Below are 20,837 nucleotides of genomic sequence, written 5' to 3' on the forward strand. Positions count from 1 at the left end.
AAAGGCTCTCTTCGTAAATTTTGTTGCTAATTGACACAAGAAAATGATGTGAAATCAGGATTTAATATTAAAAGATGTGTATTAGTTACAAAAAGATGCCAAGAAGACAGACAACAACGGAATGAGTCCTTGTACGTAAAGCAACAATCAATGCGAAAACACCCTTAACAAAAAACTACCCAAAAAATAACATTATTACGAGCTTGAAGCATCAAGCCATAACTGCCCGCTGGTAATCTTTATTGCCTTATCGTTATAGAAAAAAGAACACATTTTCATGCGCGATGGTGCCAATTTATTTAGCATGGTCGCCTCTGTTAAATTTCTGATGATTGCTCTTTTTTCAGCATATTCGTATGAGAGCCCTATTACATGAACGTGCTAAAAACACCAGAACCCTCTAACAAAGCCTAACTAAAAATCAAATTTTGCATAATACCAGCTATGATAAATGACCTATTTTTCATATTTTAAGCCTATTTTTCAAGAAAAATCGCAACTTTTGTTATCCAATTGCGTCTAATGATATAACTGTTTAAGAAAGACATTTCAGGGAAATAAATGGTAACAACTATAGGGGGTAAAAAATGTGAAAAGGGCATTTATTCTTTTTGCAGCTTTGGCATTGTCACTGGCGGGCTGCAGCTTTTCTTCATCAACTGGGAGCAGCCAATCAGATAAAACCAGCCAAAATAAATCAACAGAAACAGCCAACAGCCAGAATGGAAGCACAGGTCAAAATAATGGATCGGATTCTTCCAGATCGAATCAGTCCTCTTCAAGCAGCCAAACGGCATCCAATAGCAGTAGCCAAACTTCCACCAGTAATGCACAAACCTCTTCTAATCGGACTTTAACGATGCAGGAGGTAATCAAAGCGACGGAACAACAACTAAAAACACAAGTACCAGTACGTTTGCCAAATGCACTTCCCATGGACAAAGGATACCATCTTACAGCAGTAACTGAGTCTGACAGGACGCATTATTCTGTGACATTTTATGAGTCAAAAAATCCGATTCCGATTAATAATAGCAAGCTGACAAACGGAAACGATGCCATTAAAATTGGTACGGTAAAAGGGACTCTTTATAAGACAGATGCCCAGGCAGGGAGTTATATTAATTACCAAGACTTTAAGAAGTTTGAAAGCGGGAATCCTTCTACCAATTTGGGGTATGGCATAAAAGGCTATTTTGATGCAGGGGCTGGTTCTGAGTATCTTGGATGGAATGAAGGCAGATGGTCCTTTACTGTCCGTGCACGAACCGTCAATGGCAGCATCCTTCATACGGCAGGGAGGCAAATTGTTGCTTACCTGGAGAAAGAAATGCTTCCTCCGCCACATAATATAGGGGCTGGAGAATTTATTGCTGACGAACTGGCAAGCCGAAATCAAAGAATAAGCTGGCAAAATAAAAATGTCATTTATGAAGTTTCGGATACTAAGGATGCTATGACAGCCCTTAAAATTGCAACAGCCTTTTAAACTTACCTTTTGAAGGAAGCCTCATATTAAAGGCTTTCTTTTTTTATGCAAAGCTGAGTCCTTTTACAAAGCCAAGGCAGAAATAAACAAGTGAACTTGATTCTGAATGAAGGTACTCGTCACTTGATATTATTGGCCGGGAAATATCATTTCTTGCCTAATCGCGGTACAAATAAAGCAAAGTGTCTTACTGGGCTCATTTTGCATAGGATAATGCAAATATGATGAAGAAGGTGATAAGCATGCCAGGAGTGGTTGGATCCATAAGTATCGGGAATGTATTCAGCGGGGGCGTTACAGGCTTCGGGGACATAGCAGTCATTACACCAAAAACCTCCTCGAAAACCGTGACGGGTGCAGGAGCCTTTAATACAGGCAAAGCGATTAATGTAACGGATGATTGCTCTAATAATCTATTGTTCGATATTAACGCTGCTGATCAACCTACAGTAGGAAATCTGTAAATTAGCGGAGGCGCTCCTAATTGAGCACCTCTTCTTTTTTATTCAAAAGGCACTGTTAAATTTCTATGTTGATAACTGCGCGTTTTTAAGCCCATTCCAAAAATATTAATAGAGACGTTCTTTGTAGCCCGCTTGAAGACTTTCAGCAATCACCCTATCATTATATCCGGGAAGCTTTGCATGATCTGATAAAATTTTTGCAGCAGAAGGCAGCAGTCCATTCTCAAGCCAGGAATCCATCTCCCATAGTTTAGAACGTTTAAAAGCCTTTGCACAATGAATAAAGCATTCCTCTACCTCAATAGCAATTCCAAGAAGGGGCCTTTTGCCCTTTACCTCCATCTTTTCGAGCAATTCATCATCCTTTATGATAACAGCCTTGCCATTGATTCTAAGCGTTTCTCCAAGACCCGGTATCAAAAAAAGCAATCCTACATGAGGGTTGGTGACAACATTGCGGAGGGAATCCATTTTTTTATTGCCCCGCCTTTCGGGAATCACTAACCATTTATCGTCTAAAACAAGGACAAATCCAGGTGAATCTCCCCTTGGAGAAGCATCACATTGGCCATCGCTGTCGGAAGTGGATAAAACTAAGAAGGGTGACTTTGAAATAAAATCCCGGCAATGGCCGTCTAAGCTGGAAATCACCTTGTTTTTTACCAATTCACTTGGAAAACCAAGCAATGCTCTCAATTCTTCCTCTGTTTCTATTACATTCTTAAAAACTTTACGTGCTTCCACATGCTTCACGCCTTTTTAAATATGCTTGTTTTTGCATAGATTGTTGCTTTACGTACATGTAGGATCATTCAGTATGTGGTTGTCCCCATGATATTTTTCATAAGCTGCTCAAAAGCTTTAATACTAAACTTGAATTTCACAAAAAAAGCCTTAAATATTTGCAACCCTTTTCATTACCATTATAATCCTACCTACTCTATTTATCTTTAAAATTTTTCTGAATATAAGCTTCTTCTTCTTTATTGCTCAGCTTGCCATACGCTTTACCTACATTGCCCCCCTGCAGCTTCCAAAAGTAGTTATGATCCTCAACAATATTCGAGAAATCCCCCTTTTTCCAGTTCTCTGCGATCTTTAGCATTTGGTCTTTATCAGTAAAGTCACTTGACTTCAATACAGAGAGTACTGCATCAATATTATCCTGATCCATCTCAACTGCTCCCCATTTTTCATCTGCCTTTACTTTTTGATGTGTCATTTCATGCATCACTTCCACGACTGCCTGCTCCGAGGATTGATCATTTATGCCTAAAGCTTTTTCCACTCCATTTAAATCAGCAGGCTTCTTTTCCTTGTTCAAACCTTTGCTCTTTTCTTTTACATTCGAAAAAGAAGCAGCTTTATCTACGTTTGTATTATGAATAAATCCATAATAAACAGTTGCAAAAATGATCGCTAGGGCCAAGACTGACAGAATTCCGTACATCCACTTTTTCATTCTCTCACTCCCCTGTCTCTAAAAAATTCAACCTAATCACACTTCTATTATTCTCCCTGCTCTTTAATTTTCCTTATAAAACTCAAAAAAAATTTTAAAAAATTCGACTCTGTATCATTTCATAGCTATTTAACAAACACCTGCAGCAGAACAGGACTCTTCCGAGAAAAAGGTTTAATGAGACCACGATACATAATTTATAGTAAAATTTAAATATGGAAAAATATATAAATGAATACCCTTCTGTTTTTTTACTTTTTCTGAGGGAATAGAGTATTATGACGTCTTCAGGAGGGATTTGAATGACAAACGATCACAAGGATAAGGACCTTGAGGAGTACGAAAAAAAGATATTAGTCGATCAAAAACAAGAAAATGAACTTAAAAATCCTGGACAGCATCCTGATGAGCAAAACCGCTTGAAAGACAAGGAAAATAGAAGATAGCGAAAAGGGAACAGCTATATAGGCTGTTCCCTTATTTTATAACCGGAATAATAAGAGTCATTTGAAGGTAGTCCTTAATAGCTTTTCATTACTTCCCATTACCTTTTTGTGATCATAATATCAGGAGAGCTATAATGGATTAATAACACTAATTAAGGCTTTTTCAGTGTTGCTATTTGCGCTAAAAAAGTTTGTTTCATGAACATTTTCAAAAAATTATCATTAACTATTTATTGGATGATTTGAAATAAGACAAAAAATATATAGCAAGACGTAAAGATAAAAATAATAGCATAGGGAATTCGTTTTAAGTAGATTTCTGAAATGCCTCTAAACAAGGATATTGAACCTAAAATAAAGATCAAGTAAGGAATGATTTCCACACTATTCGTAAGCATTCCATAAATGGCTAATATGATAACGAGTACAGCCAGGAAAATCCTCACGCTTTTCATAAACATCCCCTCTATCCTTAGAATAGAAATCTAAGAAGCTCTTTTAAATTTGTATGCGTTTACATTTTGTATGTAAAGATTATTCCAGCAATAATACAAATATTCCTAGGTTATTAACACGCTAGACGGTAGCATTATTCGGATAGTCTTTTTTACCTTTTAGTTATTGAAACCTTCGGAAGAAAGGGATTTGTCCTTAGTGAATGTGAATTGGGGATTTTAAAATCGACAATGAACATGTAAAAAATGCTCGTTTCTTAAAGGAGAAGTCATATGGATAGAATCAGCTGTCTCAATCTAAAGAGGATAACACCAAGAATGCGGAGATTAAAATGGTTTGATGGGATTTAATAATGAAGGATGCCCTTGCAGATGACAGCCTGCAGCCTCACCTTGGAAAAGCCGAGATCCGACATGGAAGAAAAAAAGTTCCAGCGGGAAGAAATTTGAAGGTTTTTAAAGCTGAGGTTTCGTTTACCGAAAATTTATATAATGGTGGTTTAGGAGCCTTCGCGGCGTTGTGCTCCAGCATGGTCCTCCTTAACCCACCCTTCCCGAAGGAGTCTCACGTCTGTCGCACCATGGGATTCTGATCCATAGAAGGCTTTAGAAATGACATCTGCTTGGGTCTCTTCATCCAGCCTGGTAATTTCACTCATTCTCTGTTGAGACAGTGGCTGAGAGATGTTACGAGGTATTTTCGCTTTTTTTATAAGAGCTGTTTTGACAAGTTAAGGCATTTATCCAAAAAGTTACGGCATTTAATGAGATTTTCACCGCATTCCTTTGAAAAGCTACTGCATTTATTTCAATAATAAATGTATTATGTTAAAAGTTGATGTGTTCATACATGATCGACTCTAATCGATCGGTCACGGCGTTGCATAATTATGGGCAAGTCTGGCATTATCCGTCATTAACAACATTTTCTTTATTTTCCACAACATTCTTTCCACTCTTTGCAACAATACTCATTTTACATTCAACATTTTGAATGATGAGCATCCAGGACCACATAGCCCTGGATGCATTTTTCTTAATAAACGGCATAAAGGTACAGTTTCATTGTCCTTACTTTAGTGGAATCCAAATTTCAGAGTATAAATCCGGGCTCGCAGGATCTTCATCCGAATATACTTCCAATTCAGGAGTTCCCGCGTGCTCATAAGAATTCGATGGAAACCACTCTGAAAATATTTGTTTCCAAGCGTTTTGCATCGCATCCGGCATAGGGCCATGAACCTCAAAGACTCCCCATTTAGAAGCTGGGATATCCAGCATTGATAATCCTTCTGGAGTTTGCCCGTCATATTCAGTCGCTATCCAATATTCCATTAGATGTTCGGGTGAACCATCCTTCTTGGCTGCACACACACCAAGTACACCTCGCAGCTTCCCATTGTTGAGTTTGAAAAGGAGATCGTTTGTACCGTCGTAATGAGCCTCATCCCACATTTTAGGTATTCCGTTTAGGTTCTCACCATTTACGGTTGAAAATTCCCTCTTTATCCCTACTACCTGAAAACTCTCTCTTTCAACAATTTTGTACCTCATCGGTTCTGCCCCTTTCAGACTCACCTGGATAACCAGGCGGTTACAAGAATTGAGCATTCCGCTTTTCCTGCGGCATCACTAGGGGTGATTCCGTGCTGCCGGCGGAATGCTTTTGAAAAAGCTTCAGGAGTGTCGTAGCCATACTTTAAAGCCAGATCAATAATTTTGTCATTTGTGTTCATTAGCTCTTTTGCTGCTAAGGTTAACCGTCTTCTCCGCAGATATTCCCCAACCGTCACATCCGTCAAGATGGTGAATGTGCGTTGAAAATGAAATGCAGATGAATTTGCTTGTTTTGCAATATCCTCTATTGAGATATCTTCGAGTAAGTGGTCTTCGATATAATTGATTGCCTTCTGTAAAGCTTCAACCCTTCCCATATAGCTCCTCCTTGTTTATATAATACTTGCCAAAGCCATTGAATACCTGTCATTGAATGCTTTGTTCAGACCTTTTTTTAAATCTAGGTTCTGTTATAGGACGCTGTTGTTTTTTAGTTCATTCATAATTTGGCTAATCGCATTTCTTATGAACGGTTTTAGCAGGAATATCGTTTATCTGCTCCAAACACTATAAAATTTAAAATCAGACTTGTCCTTAACGGGTTCCATTTATACTTCTCCATAAAAAAATGCCGCCGAAGCAGCAGGTATATCTATGATCGAACTCTATATTTAGAGCAATTAAACATATATCATATTCGACAAAATGAACTTTTTTCCTTTTTTGCTTTATAAAACATGCTATAGATTCCCATCTCCTAGCATTCTATATACAATTACAGCCGAGTAGTGAAATTTTTGAGAAGATTCTTTATAACAATAGAAAAAATAATTTACCTGAAATTGATGTTTCACCCACCCAGGGAAAATTTCTATCTATGCTTGCAAAAATTAAGGGAGCAAAGAACATCTTGGAAATTGGGACGCTTGGAGGATACAGCACCATTTGGCTTGCACAAGCTCTTCCTGAAGATGGCAGCCTTATTACATTAGAGTTTAATCCCGCTCATGTAAAAGTTGCTCAGGAAAATATTAAAATGGCTGGAGTGGAGGATAAAGTAACAATAATAGAAGGATCTGCACTTGATACCTTGCCGACCCTTCATCATAAACAAGCGGAAGGCTTCGATTTCATTTTTATCGATGCTGATAAACCCAATAATCCTCACTATATAAAATGGGTCCTTCAACTAGCCTCTCCAGGTGCCCTGATTATTGCTGATAATGTCGTCCGAGATGGAAAAGTGGTAAATGAAGACAGCGAGGATGCTAATATTCAAGGTATCAGGGAATTCATTGACATCCTATCATCTGATACGCGTATTGATTCTGTCGGGATTCAAACAGTCGGGCTGAAGGGGTATGATGGTTTTATTATTAGCCGCGTAAAATAGTACATTTTTGTTTTTAAAAGACCTTATCGATTGTAAGCATATAAAAAAATGGATGCGGCGCCTGCATCCATTTTTTTATATGCTCTTTGGCAAAAACCAATCTAAAAAAGTGTCTTTATTACAAAGAATGGCTTCCCAATTCATCGACTCAATGATTGAGCTAATGTTTTTTTCTTTAGCCAAAAATAGAGTAAAACAAGAATCATATACACTCATAAAGGCAAAATCGTTATTTTCATCGGTAAGCAGCAGCTCTCTGTCTGTAATATTACAGATCTCTAACGGAGTCGTATCCTGAATAACCAACTTTCCATTACGGTGGTAGATTGGTTCAGAGAACAATATCGTTTTAGCCTCTTTAGAGCCAAGAACTGACAGGATGTCCTTTAATAATAGAGCTGGCAGGCTGTCTTCCACTGGGATATAAAGGTTAGGCCTATAGATGGAGTTTAGTTGATCCTTTAAATCCTCTCTGGCCTGCTCTTTTCCAAGGGCCCCGAGCGCTGTTTTCAGTGCCAGCTCCATATCTTCATACGTGCTTATTTGGCATTTATCCATTACCGTTCTCCACATAACAGGAGTACCGAAACTCAGTATCTCTTCATCACTGGGATAAATAATTTGATAAGGATACTCCCTTTTTGTGTCTTCCCAGCCATCAGGCATTTTGACAAAAGGATGTAATAAAATTGCCGCAGATTCAAAGGGCTCGGGGAGCTGTTTTAAAATTGATGATGTATTATTGAACTGAATATACTCTAACATCGCTGTTTAAATTCCCTTCTTTTCAAATTCTCTAATCTATTATCCCTTTTAAAGCTTTCTTATTCAACTCCCCTATAGATGGAAAATCTTAAGATTAGTATTGTCCACGCCCTGCTATAAATGTACGAATGATGTGCGTTACCATAGGATTATATTTTTTCTGGCTGCTAGAAGAATAGACAATAACCACATCATAGCTAACGCCATCTTGAATAATCGATTTTTTATATACAATATTGCTTCCAGCTTTATAGGAAATGGCAAACCAATTGCTGCTTACTTTTTGGTAAGAAACAGAACCCGCTGCCTCTGAAAGAGCTTGTGTGAATTCAGATTTTATAGTATCTCCTTCCATCACATTGATGCCAGATGCAGTAATCGTGCAATTTCCATCACTAAACTCCCTGCCATCATTATTTGCAGGAGCAGCACCTTCTTTAAAAGTATCAGGGTATTGTACTGTGAATCCGAAACGTCCATTAAAATATGTTTTATAGGTAAATCCGTTTGGCAGAGAAACCGTTGATTTAACGGTATTATTTTTATTAGCCGTTGTTCTTGTCTGTTTTTCTTTGTTTTTATACGTTTTGATTTGTTTTAATAGCTCCTCTGTTCGATTCTTTTCCTTTGCCAGTCCCGTACTTCCTTTGGTCTTTGCTAAAACTCCTTCTAAGATTCTTTGTGCCTCATCGTATTTCTTCTGGTCAATGTATCCCTCAGCGGTGATGATTTGGCTTTCTGCATTATCCTCTTCTTTTAAAAGAGGCGTTTTTTGCTGCAATGCAGCTGTATGATTCTTTGCTGTTTCATTTGCCTTCGTTGTGTTTTCCTGAGCGGATGCCTGTTCGTTGGCAGTGGTCGTACAGCCAGCTAACAGCATGGTTGTGACGGACAGAGCAAACAACGGTTGAATGATATTTTTCACTTTTCTTCTCCTCTTTACTGTAGAATTTTATGGTAGTATGAAAGCGATTCAATGGTTTTTACATCATTTGGGTCTTCCCTTTCTTGCCTTGAGAAAATCTTTAATTAGAGGATTTCTTCACTTATATCCCACCAGCCTTCATTTGCGCAAATACTACGGCTGACTCATTTGTATGCCTTCTCCATATCATATGACTGTTGCCTTTGCCCCAATAGTCCCTTAGCAAATATTCCGGCTCACCCAGTTTCTTTTTCCACACATATTGTGCATTGGAATATCCGCTGTCCAAACAAAATGATTGGATTCCTCGGCTTTGCAGGGTAAGCTGCATGATTTGAAATAGGAGAGACCCTATTCCTTGTCTTTGGTAGTCTGGATCAACAAATACCGTCCCGATTTCAAACCACCCTTTCAGCTCTCCATTTGTGCATGCAAGAATCAACTCACTTGCAGGACCATACTCAATGCAGCCGATTACTTTATTCTTTTTATAATCATTGGCCAGCCAAAAAAATCGATCCTTACCATTACTCTTAAAGTCAGATTCCAAGTAACTTTTCTTGGTTTCAATTTCGTTTTTTATATCTTCCTTCATTTTTGATAAACCTTCACGGGCAAATGTATCCCTGATCACCTTACTAAAGAATTGATACAAATCTTCCTTATCAGCAAGTACAGGTCTTCTGACTTCTATTTCACTCACTCGTCACTCCCCCTTTGCTCACGGTTAATTAAACTTTAGTGGCAGGCTCATCATCACTGTCCTCCTATTAAACCCTAACTTTTCATAGAGTTTAATGGCATGATTCCCTTCATAAGCATTTAAATGAATCTCCGCATATCCTTCATTTTTTAAATGATCAATTCCTTCTCCTATTAACCTTTTGGAAATTCCTTTCCCTCTAAACTCCTCAAGAACATATAATTCATAAATAAATCCATTTACTTCATCATTAAATTGGTTTTTAACTGATCCAATTAGAATCCAACCCATGATTTGATGGTTTTCTATTGCTGCTAAGTAATAGCTTCCTTTTTCTATAAGCATTAGAATGATCTGTTCCAGTCTTTCCTGATTGGATTCTATTTGTCCCAGCGTGCCTTCATACAGAGATTGAGGGGAAAGCGATAGAATTTGTGTAAGCTCGTATTCGTTTGGTTTTCTTATATCCATAAATAGTATCCATTCCTCTCTCTTTTAATTAGATAAACGCTTTGATTAAGTCAAACAGAAATACCTCTTCTCATTTAAAGAAAACAAATGAAAAGACCTCATATCTATTTCCTCATGCCTATACAACTTCACTCCATCCTCCAAACCAAATAAGTTTTTAGGGAGGATTGGAGTTGAATTTAACAAACCTCATATAAAGATTTGTTTTTTTTCATATTCTTCAAAAAGGCGGCGTATTCCTCTTTCTTTAGTAAACACCTATACGAAAAGGGCTGCTCTGTCGCAGCCCTCCATTTATATATTGCGTATTCCATTTCCAAATGACAATGAACGTTATTTACTTTCTTTCCAGAACAGCGAAATAATTCCCTTCATTATCAGCGAAGTTAAATACCCTGCCAGATGGCATCGTAACAATCTCACCTACTGTCACACTTTTATCTAAAAAATCTTTATAGAGTGAGTCCAGATCATCAGAAAAAAGCAATAATGAAGGTGCAGAAAGATTAAGTTCTGGTGACATTTCGGCAATGAGTGCCTTATTGTGAAGAATTATGCTCGTTTCGGCTTCTTTTGAAGGTGCGAGCTCTATCCATCTAAACCCCTGCCCATTATCTTCAACTGTCACCAAGCTAAAACCCGCTTTTTCAATCCAAAATTTCATTGATTCATCCTGATCATTTACATATAGCATTATCTGGCCAATTCTATTAATCATTTTAGCTCTCCGTTCTTAATATTAAACCGCTTTCATAAACTGCTGTATTTTAACTAAGCTATTAAATATTTTTTCCTATTATATACTATTGCACTATTAAAGCACAATGTTGATAAGAATGGATTCCCAAGACTCCTGTGGGTCAAGCCAGAAAAGGGAGACCCCGCCGCAAGAAGGCTTCCGGACGCCCACAGAAAGCGAGTACCTGGAGCGTAAATCATCTAACAAGAAGAACAGAGCCTTATTATTAATAACGGTGCTGGCAAATTTCTTACTAAGGATGTATCTCAAAAGAATTGATTAGGATTTGCACCGTCCCTAATTCTCGTCAATTTGCGGGAGGCGGATCTGAAAGGTTGTCCCTTCTCCAATTTTACTCTCTACATGGATTGTTCCTTTGTGGATATCAATAATTGATTTTGTTATAGCAAGTCCAAGTCCAGCTCCTCCGAACTTGCGCGAGCGTGATGAATCGACCCGGTAAAATCTCTCAAATAGGTGGGAGAGATGTTCCTCAGATATTCCGCTGCCGTTGTCTTCAACCTCCAGGACAACACCATTGGACTCCTTTTTTAATGTAATCATAATGATACCCTTTTCCGGATTGGTGTGCTGCACTGCATTATGGTACAAATTCAGAATAACCTGTTTCATTTTGTCTCGATCCATTTTCATTTTTACATGCGGTGCAATGGAAAAGATCACATTTCTTTCGCCTGCAAGCAATCGAAGCTGCGATTCCATTTCATTAATTAATTCATCCAGGTATCCTTCCTCCATTTCAATGGCTGGAATGCGATCAAGCTTAGCCAATAATAAAAGATTCTGAACCAATTTGTTTACACGTTCTGATTCACCCAGCATCGTTTTCAAGACTTTTTTCAATTGTTCCGGCCGGGTAACCGCTCCTCGAAGCAGAATTTCCAAAAATCCATGAATGGATGTCAAAGGAGTCCGAAGTTCATGCGAAGCATCAGCGATGAAACGCCGCATCTGCTCCTTTGCTTCCTTTTCTCCTTCAAAAGAGATTTGAAGTCTTTCCAGCATCCCATTAAAGGAGTCCGCCAAGCGGTCAATTTCAAGCTGTCCCTGATGGGCTGGCACTCTTATATTTAAATTGCCTGAATTGATTTGTTCTACCTTGTTTCCCATATTTGATAAAGGAATAAGCGTACGGCGCAGAACAGGCAAAAAAGTAAGCAGCCCCAGCACGAGCGATATGCAGGACAAGGATATATAAATGATGATTTGGCTGGTCAGAATATCTTTCAATGGACCTGTATCAGAACTCAATTGAATGACACCCTGCAGGTTACCCTGAAATCTTAGGGGCTGAAGAACGATTAATTGATTCTGTCCCTGCTTGTCTTTTACTACCTTGTAAATTAATTTTTGATTTGAATGGCTTACATCCATATAATCCTGTTTGGGTAATGCAGGAATCGAGTCGCCTTGAGGATTTTTTGTTAAAAGTATACGTTTTCCACTCCCGTCCGAACTCACATACATCATGCTAACACCAGGAGAAAAAATCATTGGATGATTAGGCCTGTTTTCCTCTGAAGAAAGAATGTTTTCCATAAGTATCATCTGAGGGATGGAAAAAAACTGACTTTGTAAACTCATCGCTTTATTTTGATATAAAAAGTGTTTCATGAACATAAATTGCAAAAGTCCGATCAGAAGCAATAAACCCGCTAGGATAAATAACGAACGTGACAGGAGCTGCAGGCGGAGTGACTGAAAGAAAACGTAACGTCTTCCCTTTGCTGTTTTTCCACTTGTCATGGAATATCCACCCGATACCCTGCACCGCGGAGAGTCCGAATCAATCGGTGCTCCTTATCGTTCAGCTTATCTCTTAAAGAACGGATATACACTTCTACAATATTTTCTTCACCACCAAAGTCATAGCCCCATACTTTATCTAAAATATGCGGTTTTGAGAGAACAAGCCCATGATTAATGACTAAAAATTTGAGAAGTACAAATTCCGTTGCAGAAAGCTCCAAAATTCTGTTTTGATAAATAATTTCTTTCCGCCTGTCGTTGATACGGAATGGGCCAATTAATACTTCATCCAGTAAATGTGGAAAATGATTTCGGATTCGGGCATGTATGCGCGCAAGCAATTCTTCAAAACTGAAAGGTTTAATCATATAATCATCGGCCCCAAGTGTCAGGCCTTTCACACGATCATCCACTTCGTCCTTGGCTGTTAACATGATGATTGCCATATTCCCCATTTTTTTAAGCATTTTACATACTTCAAAGCCATTCATTCCATGCATCATCACATCAAGGATGGCGATATGCGGCTGGAACTGTTTTGCGAGGTTAACGCCAGTCAGACCATCCGGGGCAGTCTGTACATCAAAGCCTTCACTTTGCAGTCCTAATTCCAAAAATTCCAGTATGGATGGTTCATCATCTATTAACAAAATCTTAATTCCCTTTATTTGCATGAATCGTGTTCTCCTCATTTTGCAGCTTTTAACCTTATTATATCTCTATTATTTACTCTTGGCTTGAACTGAACTGAATGGAAGCTGAAAACCAGCCGAAAATTTAAAGGGCACAATGATTAACCATTCCTTCCATTACGGTTAATCTACTACACTTGCTTTTTTAAAAAAAGCTATGTTTTAAATCAATGTTAAAAATTGATATGTTTTTTGGCGGTATCCTATAATTAAACCACATTCATAGAATAGGAGGTCATAAAAGGCAAGTATACCAACTTTAAGTTCAGATATTCAGAAACTATCCCTAACCCAGCATGAGCAATTATTTTGTTACTTGGAGGAAATTCTTGTAATAGGTTCACAAGTAAATCAAGTTACACAGGAAGTTAAGGAATTAGATTTGCCAAGGGAAAAGTCTGCCCTCATTGTAATGCTGAAACTGTGTTCAGAAGCGGAAAGTATAAAGGGAAACAACGATATATATGCAAATCCTGTAATAAGACTGACTTTACAAACTCTGCTACTTATAAGAGTAAGTAAACTTTAGATAAATGGCTTAAATATGCTAAATGTATGATTACAGATTATTCTATTAGAAAGAGTGCTAAAATTGTAGAGATTAATATTGCAACAAGTTTCTTTTAGAGGCATAAAATACTTGTTTGTATAAGGGGATTTTTTGGTGTAGGCTTCGTTGAAGGTATAGTTGAGGCTGATGAAGTATTCTTGGCAGAGAGTTTTAAAGGTACAAATCTTTCTAAAATGAAAAGGAAATTTCGTAAAAGAGGTTATTTAAAAATAACAGAAAAGTAGCAAAAATCAAAAACTTTATGGGTCAATGTAATGTAGCCAACGCTCATAATAACTGATTTTAAAAAAAGTCAGCCGATATTCGTTTAATTATAACATTATATGGAAATCAAAGTTATCACTAGCATTATAGATAAACTATAATTTAGTGCAATCTTGTATTTTACTACGATTTTAAGGAGGCTTTTATGTCAGATATTATAATCAATTTACTTGAGGAGTCAGATGCACAGGAACTTTTTACATTCGAACTTAAAAATAGGGCTTTTTTTGAAAGAGTAGGTTTCCCAAGAGGAGATAACTATTATGAATTAAATAATTTCAATACACTAATAAAGGAGTCAATCGAGGAACAAGAGAAAGGATTAATAAGTATGTATTTGATAAAGAATCATAACGGAGTGATTCTTGGCAGAATAAATTTAGTATCAATAGTAAGAGGAAGCTTTAATAAGGCTGAACTCGGTTATAGAATTGGTGAGGAGCATCAAGGGAAGGGGTATGCAACAAGTGCAGTAAAACTTATTTTAGATGAAGCAGTTAATAATCATAGACTTCATAGAATAGAAGCAGGAACATCACCTGATAACATAGGTTCTCAAATAGTATTAATTAAGAATGGCTTTCAATTTGTTGGACGTTATAATAAATATATTTATAAAAATGGAAAATGGTGTGATAGCATATATTTTGAAAAAATACTTGATTGAATATATGCTGTCAAATGCGGTTAAGACGCATTCTTCTTAAAATTAACATTAAGGGCAATCAGAATGGCTTCCCTTAAAAATTGATATATTATCAACACTATTTTAAAACATAGCCTTTTAAAAAAATTTCACCCACTTTTATTGCTCTACAAGGGGCGAGACATGGAGTAGTGAAACAAAAAAATAAAGCCCTTGCTAAATTTAGCAAAAGCCTCTATAAAAACTAGTATATTTATTGATTTATTTTTCGAAATTTAATGAATGGAAAAGAGAATAATAGCAACTAACATGCCAATAGTTGTTATCACTCCGGCAACTACTGCAAGCGGCCAATATGCACGTTTATGTGTATCCTTTGCAATGGAACGAATCAGTGTCACTACATAGCCGTTATGAGGCATAGCATCCAAACCGCCAGAAGCTAGTGCTGAAACACGATGCATGGCGCCTGGATTAAGTCCCATCTTGGTATAAATAGGGGTCAAAATTGGAAGTGCAATTCCCAGTCCTCCTGAAGCGGAACCCGTCACCCCTGCAATCACCGTAACTCCAATACCAAGACCCAACAATGGTGGCCCAGGAATGTGAGTGACCGCATAAACCACCTGATGGAAGCCCTGCGTGATTGCAACAACTGATCCAAATCCAACAACAGCACAGGTATTAGAAATTGCTGTAATGGATTCCGAGGCGCCCTCTGCCAGTGAACCCCAAAATTGGCGAATGAAAGGAAACATTAATAACCAAGCCATGATAATACCGCCAACCATTGAATAAATCGCTGCGATTGACGATTCAATATGATATCCATTTGTCAAAACAGCCAAACTAATCACAACTACTAACAATGGAATCAAAGCCACCAAAAAATTCGGCCGTTTTTCTTTTTTAAAAGAAACCGTTTCTGCCGCTGCTGCCATTTCATGATGAGCATTCGTTAAGATATTCACTTCAGAGGAATGTTCCTCAAAATGCTCTCCGCGTGCAACTGCTTTTTTCACTGCATGTAAAAGGTAAGTACATCCTGCAACAGCAATCCCCGCCGCTACAATAATCCCTATTACCCCGCCTGCCCATGGAGTTGTATGGAAAAACGTACCGGGTATTAAGTTTTGAATTTCTGGTGATCCAGGCATAGTCATAGTAAAGGAAACTGATCCGAGCACAATTGCAGCAGGTATAAAACGTCTTGGTAAATTTGCTTCCCTAAATAACGATTCAGCTATTGGGTAAACCGAAAATCCAACTACAAAAAGCGATACACCACCATACGTCATGATAGCACAAGTAAGCACTGTTGCAAGTATTGCCCATTTCTTCCCCAGATACTTCATAAGTGCGTTGGCAATGGAATCAGCAGCTCCCGTATCAGCCATGACTTTACCAAATATAGCTCCGAGTAAGAATAATATAAACCATGATGCGAAGAATCCTGTAAACCCTTTCATATACGTTTCCATTAAAACCTTTGCGACATTTAGTCCCCCCGTTACTGCAACGAAAGAAGACGCAATGATTGCCCCAATAATAATGTTAATCCCTCGTAAAGTCATCCAGGTTAGCAGTCCAAGTGCTACCACGAGCAAAACAATCTCCATTTATGGATCCCCCTAAAAATAGTTTAATAACAATAATTTTTATTTATTTGCATTTGTTATTAGAAAAAAAACTTCATTGCAATTCCCCAATCTGGGGTGTTTCATTTGTCGTGTGCCAATTTAAGGGCTTCTTGTTCGGTATAATCATTTCAGTCAACGCTAATTTATCCGGTTATAATATCGTAAAAATTACGGCGTTCATTTAATATTAATGGATTAGAAACGGACAACCATTGGGATTTCTTTTCCTAACATACCATTCTATTTTTTCAGATAATTTACTGATCGTGAAATTATATGGATTGATTAACTTCTTCAGCTTGCATCGCATATTGTTGATGGAATAAGGACTAAGACTCGGGTGATTGCTGTAATTTTATCAGTTGTTGGTATACCTAAGAACGTTAGCTTTATTGGTGATTATTGCTGACGGGTTTGTTTCAGCTTAGCTGATGTTTCTGAACTATATTGAACTTTAAGCTTTCCTGCTAACAACATTATTAGTGTGTCTATAAAATCAAGGCCATTTTCTAAAAAATGCATCACCCCCTTTAAAGTTGTATTAGACTCGTTGACTTTAAATACTACTTGACCTCTCATGTGTTAATCACATCAAATGTAAGCGTTATCTTTTTATTTCAAATGATAATCAACTGTTGTGATTATTTATTATCTACGCTAAATTAAATAGACCCTTACTCAAGAAACAAATCAGACTACAGTCTAATTTTAATAATTCTAGAAATATTCTGTCAACAATTATTTTGGAGGTTTTTAAAAAATGCTTGAACCTAAAAAAAAGCAACGCAGAGGCGAAAAAACTCGCGAAAAAATTTTAATTACATCTTTAAAACTTTTTAGTGAAAAAGGTTATGACAAAGTGACAGTAGATGAAATAGTAAAAAAAAGCGGCACATCAAAAGGATCCTTTTACCAACACTTTTCCGCAAAATCGGACATATTCTTAGTGAGATTCACAGAAGTCGACGATTACTATCGCAAAGTATTCCACTCTTTCCCTGATGACATGGATTCTTTTGAAAAACTATTTATTTTCATCCAGAAATTAATGAGATTTCTAGATGAAGAAATGGGCAAAGATCTTATGAAAGTCATATACAGTTCTGCGTTAGATTCAAAAGAGCATACATACTTTTTAGATCAAAACCGCTCACTCTTTCAAATTATTCGATTATTACTTGAAGAAGCGAAGGAACGAGGCACCATTAAAACAGATCAATCCCTAGATGACACCTCAACACTGATTATACAAAGCTTAATGGGAATCATTTACCATTGGGGGTTACACGACTCTGATCGCAGTTTAGAATCGTTAGCCATTCCACTTACAAAAACCGTCATCGATGGGCTGCAGAAGCACTTGTAAAGAGATATTTCGATTTTTTGACAAGACCTTGCTGCCAATTCTTTTTTTTAGTTGTTTCTTCTTTCTTAATTGTTTCCATCATCCCAATCTTGTAATAACAAAGGACACTAAGTAACAGTATTTTTGCTGTCACTTAGTGTCCTAGAGTGTCTGGATTATATTCACATCTTTAATTTCCAAAATAGCTGACTTTTTATTCATGCTCGATAAAACTACTTATCTTATCTACTTGTCGTGAAGCTTTAAAGCAGGTGTATACATTGTGCCTGAGTATATTCCATCCAGGAAAACAAGTATTCCAAAGGTTAAGAGTTATTAAAGATTTAGAGACTTCATCCCTTTTTCAAACGGCTAGTTAGTTCTCCAAAAATTGTTTAATAGGATCTACAAATTTCTCATATTCTAAAAGAGCTGCCAAGTGGCCGCAATCGGTTGTCACTTCGAAATAGTGTGCTTTTTTTCCTAACCTTCGTAATCGCTCTATCAAATCCCTGCTTTCTTTAGGCGGCAGCAAAAGATCACTTGAAACCGGCACCGCTAATACCTCCGCTTGTACTCTTTCTAATGCTTTATCGTAGGACTCGTAGCCATTTTCAATATTGAACAGTTGATTAGCCCTTGTAATATATAGCCAATGTTCAGGATCTACATCCCCTATCCGGCTTTCAATCAAATGATCCAATTCTTGAAAATATTTATGCGGTTGTTGATCCCAATCCCATTTGGCCAACGGGTCCGAAATAGGTAAGGGGTGCCCCCATAATTGAGTCGCAGCTTCATATGATCTGTTTTGAAGAGTCATCATTTTTACGGCCAATCTGAGCCCTGCTTCAGGTGAAATACGAATCGCATCCACCCCTATCTGCAGCGGTATCACACCGGTATAGGCAGGCATACGTCCTCCACTGATTACAGAAATGACCTTTTGCATTGAACCTGGATAATCAACAGCCCATTGTATAGCCTGCATTCCACCCATTGATGGCCCTGCAACGCAATACATTTTTTCTATGCCCAAGGATTTTACAAGTTCATACTGCACCCTCACAAAGTCCCGTATGGTTACTTGGGGAAAAGATAGACCATATTTTTCTCCAGTGTGCGGGTTTATAGAAGACGGGCCTGTCGTAATTACATGAGAATTGTTCGCATTCACATTGCACAGTACGTCCGAACTGATAATAAAATAGCGATTGGTATCAAATGCTTTTCTAGGGCCAACCATTGTGTCCCACCAGCCAGGTTCGGCATTTTCCGGTTCATTGGCATATCTGCCGGCAATATGGCTGTTCCCGCTAAAAAAATGGCAAATTAAAATAGCATTTGAATGGTCTTCGTTTAGTGTTCCATAGGTTTCATATCCAATTTGGATTGGCAAGCTTACTCCAGCTTCAAAAGTGAATTCGTCCAAGCTAAAAACACGTTTTTTAACGATCATAAAAAATTCCCTCCCAAAAACATAAAATATGTATTTGAAGTATTTTTATAAAAGAACTAAGCAGAAAAGCTTATCACTAATTTTTCTATTCTTCTTAAGTTTCTCATATTTAAAAGGGATAACCAACTATAAAGTGCTAGTACAAAAATGTCCCACTTGCAATGTGGGCAGACTTTTTATTGGAACTTTTTTTGGCAGCAACTAACCCATCACGCAACATTCGCAAATAGACTCACTTCACCATTTCTCACTCGGGAACAATTTTCTGGATTTCAGAGATGTACCAGTTGACAAAGCCGCTCCAGAACCAGATGGCGCATCCATGTATATTCCAAAGCAGGTACTCTCCTTATCTGAATTTTAATAGAGAATAATCATGTTTTATAAGACTAACGAGCTCTAGATATATTCATGTTTAGACATATTTTTATAGATTAAGGAGTCAATTCCGTCTGCAAAATTGGAAAAAAGGTATAGGCAAGAATAATGCTTATGATGGCCGCTACAACCATAGCTAAGCTTGCAAACGTTCCTTCCAGCTCTCCCATTTCAAATGCTTTTGAAGTTCCGGCTCCATGAGCACCCATTCCAAGGAGCAGACCTTTAGCGGTTGAGGATCTGATTGAAATCAGTCGAATTAATATTGGTCCTAATATACTCCCCGTCAGCCCTGTTATGATTACAAATACAGCCGTCATAGTCGGTATCCCCCCAATGGTTTTTGAAATATCCATTGCAATTGGGGTGGTTATGGAACGTGGAACCAAACTGTTAATGAGATTTGGGCTCAGTTTCATCCACAATGCTATAAGGAATGAAGAAACGATGGCTGTAAATGAGCCTACTGCCAGGCTAACAATAATTTCAACCCCATGTTTTTTTAGCAGCTGAAAATGTTTATACATAGGAACGGCAAATGCAACAGTTGCCGGACCCAGTAATTTTGTGAGCCACTTGGCACCGCTATTGTAAGTTGGATACTGCGTATGAAAAGCCATTAGCAGTATAATCAAGACAATCGGGCAAATTAATATGGGCGAAAGCAAGAGAGATTTCCATCTTTTATAAAGCTTTTTACATAAAACAAATATAACAACAGTTAGGATAATACTAACGATCGGCAGAAGCAGTTCCACGTTTTCCACCCCTTCTAAATTTAGATAAAATTTCAGCTGAAAGACCAGTAAATGCCATCACCACCAAGGTGCTTAATATAATGACTAATACAATTTTAATTCCTTGAATCCCCATAATTTGCTTGTATTGAACAATGCCAACTGCAGAAGGGACAAAGAAAAGAAGGAGCTCAGATAAAAGCCAAGTAGCGCCAAGATCCACCCACGCCACTTTGATCACTTTTAACGACAGTAGTAAAAATAATAAAAATAACCCAATAATACTTCCTGGTATTGGTAAATACAGGACACTTGACAGAAAATTACCGATGATTAAAAGAATGTAAAGAAAGCATACCTGCATTATCTTTGTGATAATCTTCATTTTAAATTCTCATCCTTTATATTGTGAAATAAATCACAAATGTATTTATATAAAAAAAGAGTCATCTAGCAATGGATGCCT

Annotated in this window: 22 protein-coding genes and 2 pseudogenes; 7 read left to right on the plus strand and 17 right to left on the minus strand. The window is 37.6% G+C overall.

The window, feature by feature from the left end:
- Positions 1-589: 589 nt before the first annotated feature.
- Both A5N88_RS11480 and A5N88_RS11485 read left to right on the plus strand, forming a co-directional pair.
- Positions 590-1,489 carry a hypothetical protein gene (locus A5N88_RS11480; protein ID WP_066266077.1) on the plus strand — a complete coding sequence of 300 codons (900 nt, stop codon included), beginning with the start codon at positions 590-592 and terminating at the stop codon, positions 1,487-1,489.
- Positions 1,490-1,710: 221 nt separating this feature from the next.
- Positions 1,711-1,953 carry a spore germination protein gene (locus A5N88_RS11485; protein ID WP_083953127.1) on the plus strand — a complete coding sequence of 81 codons (243 nt, stop codon included), beginning with the start codon at positions 1,711-1,713 and terminating at the stop codon, positions 1,951-1,953.
- 105 nt (positions 1,954-2,058) lie between these two features.
- Here A5N88_RS11485 and A5N88_RS11490 read toward each other — a convergent pair whose 3' ends face one another.
- The gene (locus A5N88_RS11490) at positions 2,059-2,697 is read right to left on the minus strand and encodes a pyridoxamine 5'-phosphate oxidase family protein (RefSeq protein ID WP_066266080.1); all 639 of its coding nucleotides are present in this window, start codon (positions 2,695-2,697) and stop codon (positions 2,059-2,061) included.
- Positions 2,698-2,893: 196 nt separating this feature from the next.
- Positions 2,894-3,415: a DUF6241 domain-containing protein gene (locus tag A5N88_RS11495; protein WP_066266083.1), complete on the minus strand. Its 522-nt coding sequence runs from the start codon at positions 3,413-3,415 to the stop codon at positions 2,894-2,896.
- Between the two features lie 302 nt (positions 3,416-3,717).
- On the opposite strand from A5N88_RS11495, the gene A5N88_RS24900 reads away from it, so the two are divergent.
- The gene (locus tag A5N88_RS24900; protein WP_157090661.1) at positions 3,718-3,861 is read left to right on the plus strand and encodes a hypothetical protein; all 144 of its coding nucleotides are present in this window, start codon (positions 3,718-3,720) and stop codon (positions 3,859-3,861) included.
- Between the two features lie 230 nt (positions 3,862-4,091).
- On the opposite strand, the gene A5N88_RS11500 is transcribed toward A5N88_RS24900, so the two are convergent.
- The 3 genes and pseudogenes from A5N88_RS11500 to A5N88_RS25840 form a co-directional block, all read right to left on the minus strand.
- The gene (locus A5N88_RS11500) at positions 4,092-4,316 is read right to left on the minus strand and encodes a hypothetical protein (RefSeq protein WP_066266089.1); all 225 of its coding nucleotides are present in this window, start codon (positions 4,314-4,316) and stop codon (positions 4,092-4,094) included.
- A 500-nt stretch (positions 4,317-4,816) separates the two neighbouring features.
- Positions 4,817-4,975, minus strand: a complete 159-nt coding sequence (locus tag A5N88_RS24905) for a hypothetical protein (protein WP_157090662.1) — start codon at positions 4,973-4,975, stop codon at positions 4,817-4,819.
- Positions 4,976-5,387: 412 nt separating this feature from the next.
- Positions 5,388-6,250: pseudogene (locus tag A5N88_RS25840) on the minus strand (AraC family transcriptional regulator).
- 416 nt (positions 6,251-6,666) lie between these two features.
- On the opposite strand from A5N88_RS25840, the gene A5N88_RS11520 reads away from it, so the two are divergent.
- Positions 6,667-7,266 (plus strand): O-methyltransferase, encoded by a 600-nt coding sequence (locus A5N88_RS11520; protein ID WP_328006904.1) that lies wholly within the window; start codon positions 6,667-6,669, stop codon positions 7,264-7,266.
- Between the two features lie 75 nt (positions 7,267-7,341).
- On the opposite strand, the gene A5N88_RS11525 is transcribed toward A5N88_RS11520, so the two are convergent.
- From A5N88_RS11525 to A5N88_RS11555, 7 genes are all read right to left on the minus strand, one after another.
- Positions 7,342-8,031 carry a DUF2711 family protein gene (locus A5N88_RS11525; RefSeq protein WP_066266095.1) on the minus strand — a complete coding sequence of 230 codons (690 nt, stop codon included), beginning with the start codon at positions 8,029-8,031 and terminating at the stop codon, positions 7,342-7,344.
- A 94-nt stretch (positions 8,032-8,125) separates the two neighbouring features.
- Positions 8,126-8,956: a hypothetical protein gene (locus tag A5N88_RS11530; protein WP_066266098.1), complete on the minus strand. Its 831-nt coding sequence runs from the start codon at positions 8,954-8,956 to the stop codon at positions 8,126-8,128.
- A gap of 121 nt (positions 8,957-9,077) precedes the next feature.
- A complete protein-coding gene (locus A5N88_RS11535; RefSeq protein ID WP_066266102.1) occupies positions 9,078-9,659 on the minus strand; it encodes a GNAT family N-acetyltransferase in 582 nt (193 codons plus the stop codon).
- A 24-nt stretch (positions 9,660-9,683) separates the two neighbouring features.
- Positions 9,684-10,130: a GNAT family N-acetyltransferase gene (locus A5N88_RS11540; protein WP_066266103.1), complete on the minus strand. Its 447-nt coding sequence runs from the start codon at positions 10,128-10,130 to the stop codon at positions 9,684-9,686.
- Positions 10,131-10,467: 337 nt separating this feature from the next.
- The gene (locus tag A5N88_RS11545) at positions 10,468-10,848 is read right to left on the minus strand and encodes a VOC family protein (protein WP_066266105.1); all 381 of its coding nucleotides are present in this window, start codon (positions 10,846-10,848) and stop codon (positions 10,468-10,470) included.
- Between the two features lie 318 nt (positions 10,849-11,166).
- Positions 11,167-12,636 (minus strand): sensor histidine kinase, encoded by a 1,470-nt coding sequence (locus A5N88_RS11550; RefSeq protein ID WP_066266107.1) that lies wholly within the window; start codon positions 12,634-12,636, stop codon positions 11,167-11,169.
- On the minus strand, positions 12,633-13,313 hold the full coding sequence (locus tag A5N88_RS11555) for a response regulator transcription factor (RefSeq protein WP_066266110.1): 681 nt from the start codon (positions 13,311-13,313) through the stop codon (positions 12,633-12,635). Before A5N88_RS11555 ends, A5N88_RS11550 begins: the two co-directional genes overlap by 4 nt.
- Positions 13,314-13,581: 268 nt before the next feature.
- On the opposite strand from A5N88_RS11555, the pseudogene A5N88_RS24345 reads away from it, so the two are divergent.
- Together A5N88_RS24345 and A5N88_RS11565 are read left to right on the plus strand one after the other, a co-directional pair.
- Positions 13,582-14,102 (plus strand): annotated as a pseudogene (locus A5N88_RS24345) (transposase); the annotation flags it as partial.
- Positions 14,103-14,311: 209 nt separating this feature from the next.
- On the plus strand, positions 14,312-14,833 hold the full coding sequence (locus A5N88_RS11565; protein WP_066266115.1) for a GNAT family N-acetyltransferase: 522 nt from the start codon (positions 14,312-14,314) through the stop codon (positions 14,831-14,833).
- Positions 14,834-15,087: 254 nt separating this feature from the next.
- Here A5N88_RS11565 and A5N88_RS11570 read toward each other — a convergent pair whose 3' ends face one another.
- Together A5N88_RS11570 and A5N88_RS24910 are read right to left on the minus strand one after the other, a co-directional pair.
- Positions 15,088-16,431: a GntP family permease gene (locus A5N88_RS11570; protein WP_066266118.1), complete on the minus strand. Its 1,344-nt coding sequence runs from the start codon at positions 16,429-16,431 to the stop codon at positions 15,088-15,090.
- A 420-nt stretch (positions 16,432-16,851) separates the two neighbouring features.
- Positions 16,852-17,031 (minus strand): hypothetical protein, encoded by a 180-nt coding sequence (locus A5N88_RS24910; protein ID WP_157090663.1) that lies wholly within the window; start codon positions 17,029-17,031, stop codon positions 16,852-16,854.
- A gap of 181 nt (positions 17,032-17,212) precedes the next feature.
- Here A5N88_RS24910 and A5N88_RS11575 point away from each other — a divergent pair, with 181 nt between their 5' ends.
- Positions 17,213-17,818, plus strand: a complete 606-nt coding sequence (locus A5N88_RS11575; RefSeq protein WP_066266121.1) for a TetR/AcrR family transcriptional regulator — start codon at positions 17,213-17,215, stop codon at positions 17,816-17,818.
- A 355-nt stretch (positions 17,819-18,173) separates the two neighbouring features.
- On the opposite strand, the gene A5N88_RS11580 is transcribed toward A5N88_RS11575, so the two are convergent.
- The 3 genes from A5N88_RS11580 to A5N88_RS11590 all read right to left on the minus strand — a co-directional run bounded on the left by A5N88_RS11580 (position 18,174) and on the right by A5N88_RS11590 (position 20,756).
- On the minus strand, positions 18,174-19,256 hold the full coding sequence (locus A5N88_RS11580; protein ID WP_066266122.1) for an alpha/beta hydrolase family protein: 1,083 nt from the start codon (positions 19,254-19,256) through the stop codon (positions 18,174-18,176).
- A gap of 434 nt (positions 19,257-19,690) precedes the next feature.
- Positions 19,691-20,392 (minus strand): CidB/LrgB family autolysis modulator, encoded by a 702-nt coding sequence (locus A5N88_RS11585; protein WP_066266124.1) that lies wholly within the window; start codon positions 20,390-20,392, stop codon positions 19,691-19,693.
- The gene (locus tag A5N88_RS11590) at positions 20,367-20,756 is read right to left on the minus strand and encodes a CidA/LrgA family protein (protein ID WP_066266126.1); all 390 of its coding nucleotides are present in this window, start codon (positions 20,754-20,756) and stop codon (positions 20,367-20,369) included. Before A5N88_RS11590 ends, A5N88_RS11585 begins: the two co-directional genes overlap by 26 nt.
- Positions 20,757-20,837 lie beyond the last annotated feature (81 nt).

It is taken from the genome of Heyndrickxia acidicola (assembly GCF_001636425.1).
GTDB lineage: Bacteria > Bacillota > Bacilli > Bacillales > Bacillaceae_C > Bacillus_AE > Bacillus_AE acidicola.

Bases quoted from the DNA above. Each gene is read 5' to 3' on its own strand.
- A5N88_RS11485 (WP_083953127.1), top strand. From the start codon at position 1,711: ATGATGAAGAAGGTGATAAGCATGCCAGGAGTGGTTGGATCCATAAGT.
- A5N88_RS11495 (WP_066266083.1), bottom strand. From the start codon at position 3,415: ATGAAAAAGTGGATGTACGGAATTCTGTCAGTCTTGGCCCTAGCGATC.
- A5N88_RS24900 (WP_157090661.1), top strand. From the start codon at position 3,718: ATGACAAACGATCACAAGGATAAGGACCTTGAGGAGTACGAAAAAAAG.
- A5N88_RS11500 (WP_066266089.1), bottom strand. From the start codon at position 4,316: ATGAAAAGCGTGAGGATTTTCCTGGCTGTACTCGTTATCATATTAGCC.
- A5N88_RS24905 (WP_157090662.1), bottom strand. From the start codon at position 4,975: ATGAGTGAAATTACCAGGCTGGATGAAGAGACCCAAGCAGATGTCATT.
- A5N88_RS11525 (WP_066266095.1), bottom strand. From the start codon at position 8,031: ATGTTAGAGTATATTCAGTTCAATAATACATCATCAATTTTAAAACAG.
- A5N88_RS11540 (WP_066266103.1), bottom strand. From the start codon at position 10,130: ATGGATATAAGAAAACCAAACGAATACGAGCTTACACAAATTCTATCG.
- A5N88_RS11545 (WP_066266105.1), bottom strand. From the start codon at position 10,848: ATGATTAATAGAATTGGCCAGATAATGCTATATGTAAATGATCAGGAT.
- A5N88_RS11550 (WP_066266107.1), bottom strand. From the start codon at position 12,636: ATGACAAGTGGAAAAACAGCAAAGGGAAGACGTTACGTTTTCTTTCAG.
- A5N88_RS11555 (WP_066266110.1), bottom strand. From the start codon at position 13,313: ATGCAAATAAAGGGAATTAAGATTTTGTTAATAGATGATGAACCATCC.
- A5N88_RS11565 (WP_066266115.1), top strand. From the start codon at position 14,312: ATGTCAGATATTATAATCAATTTACTTGAGGAGTCAGATGCACAGGAA.
- A5N88_RS11570 (WP_066266118.1), bottom strand. From the start codon at position 16,431: ATGGAGATTGTTTTGCTCGTGGTAGCACTTGGACTGCTAACCTGGATG.
- A5N88_RS24910 (WP_157090663.1), bottom strand. From the start codon at position 17,031: ATGAGAGGTCAAGTAGTATTTAAAGTCAACGAGTCTAATACAACTTTA.
- A5N88_RS11575 (WP_066266121.1), top strand. From the start codon at position 17,213: ATGCTTGAACCTAAAAAAAAGCAACGCAGAGGCGAAAAAACTCGCGAA.
- A5N88_RS11580 (WP_066266122.1), bottom strand. From the start codon at position 19,256: ATGATCGTTAAAAAACGTGTTTTTAGCTTGGACGAATTCACTTTTGAA.
- A5N88_RS11590 (WP_066266126.1), bottom strand. From the start codon at position 20,756: ATGAAGATTATCACAAAGATAATGCAGGTATGCTTTCTTTACATTCTT.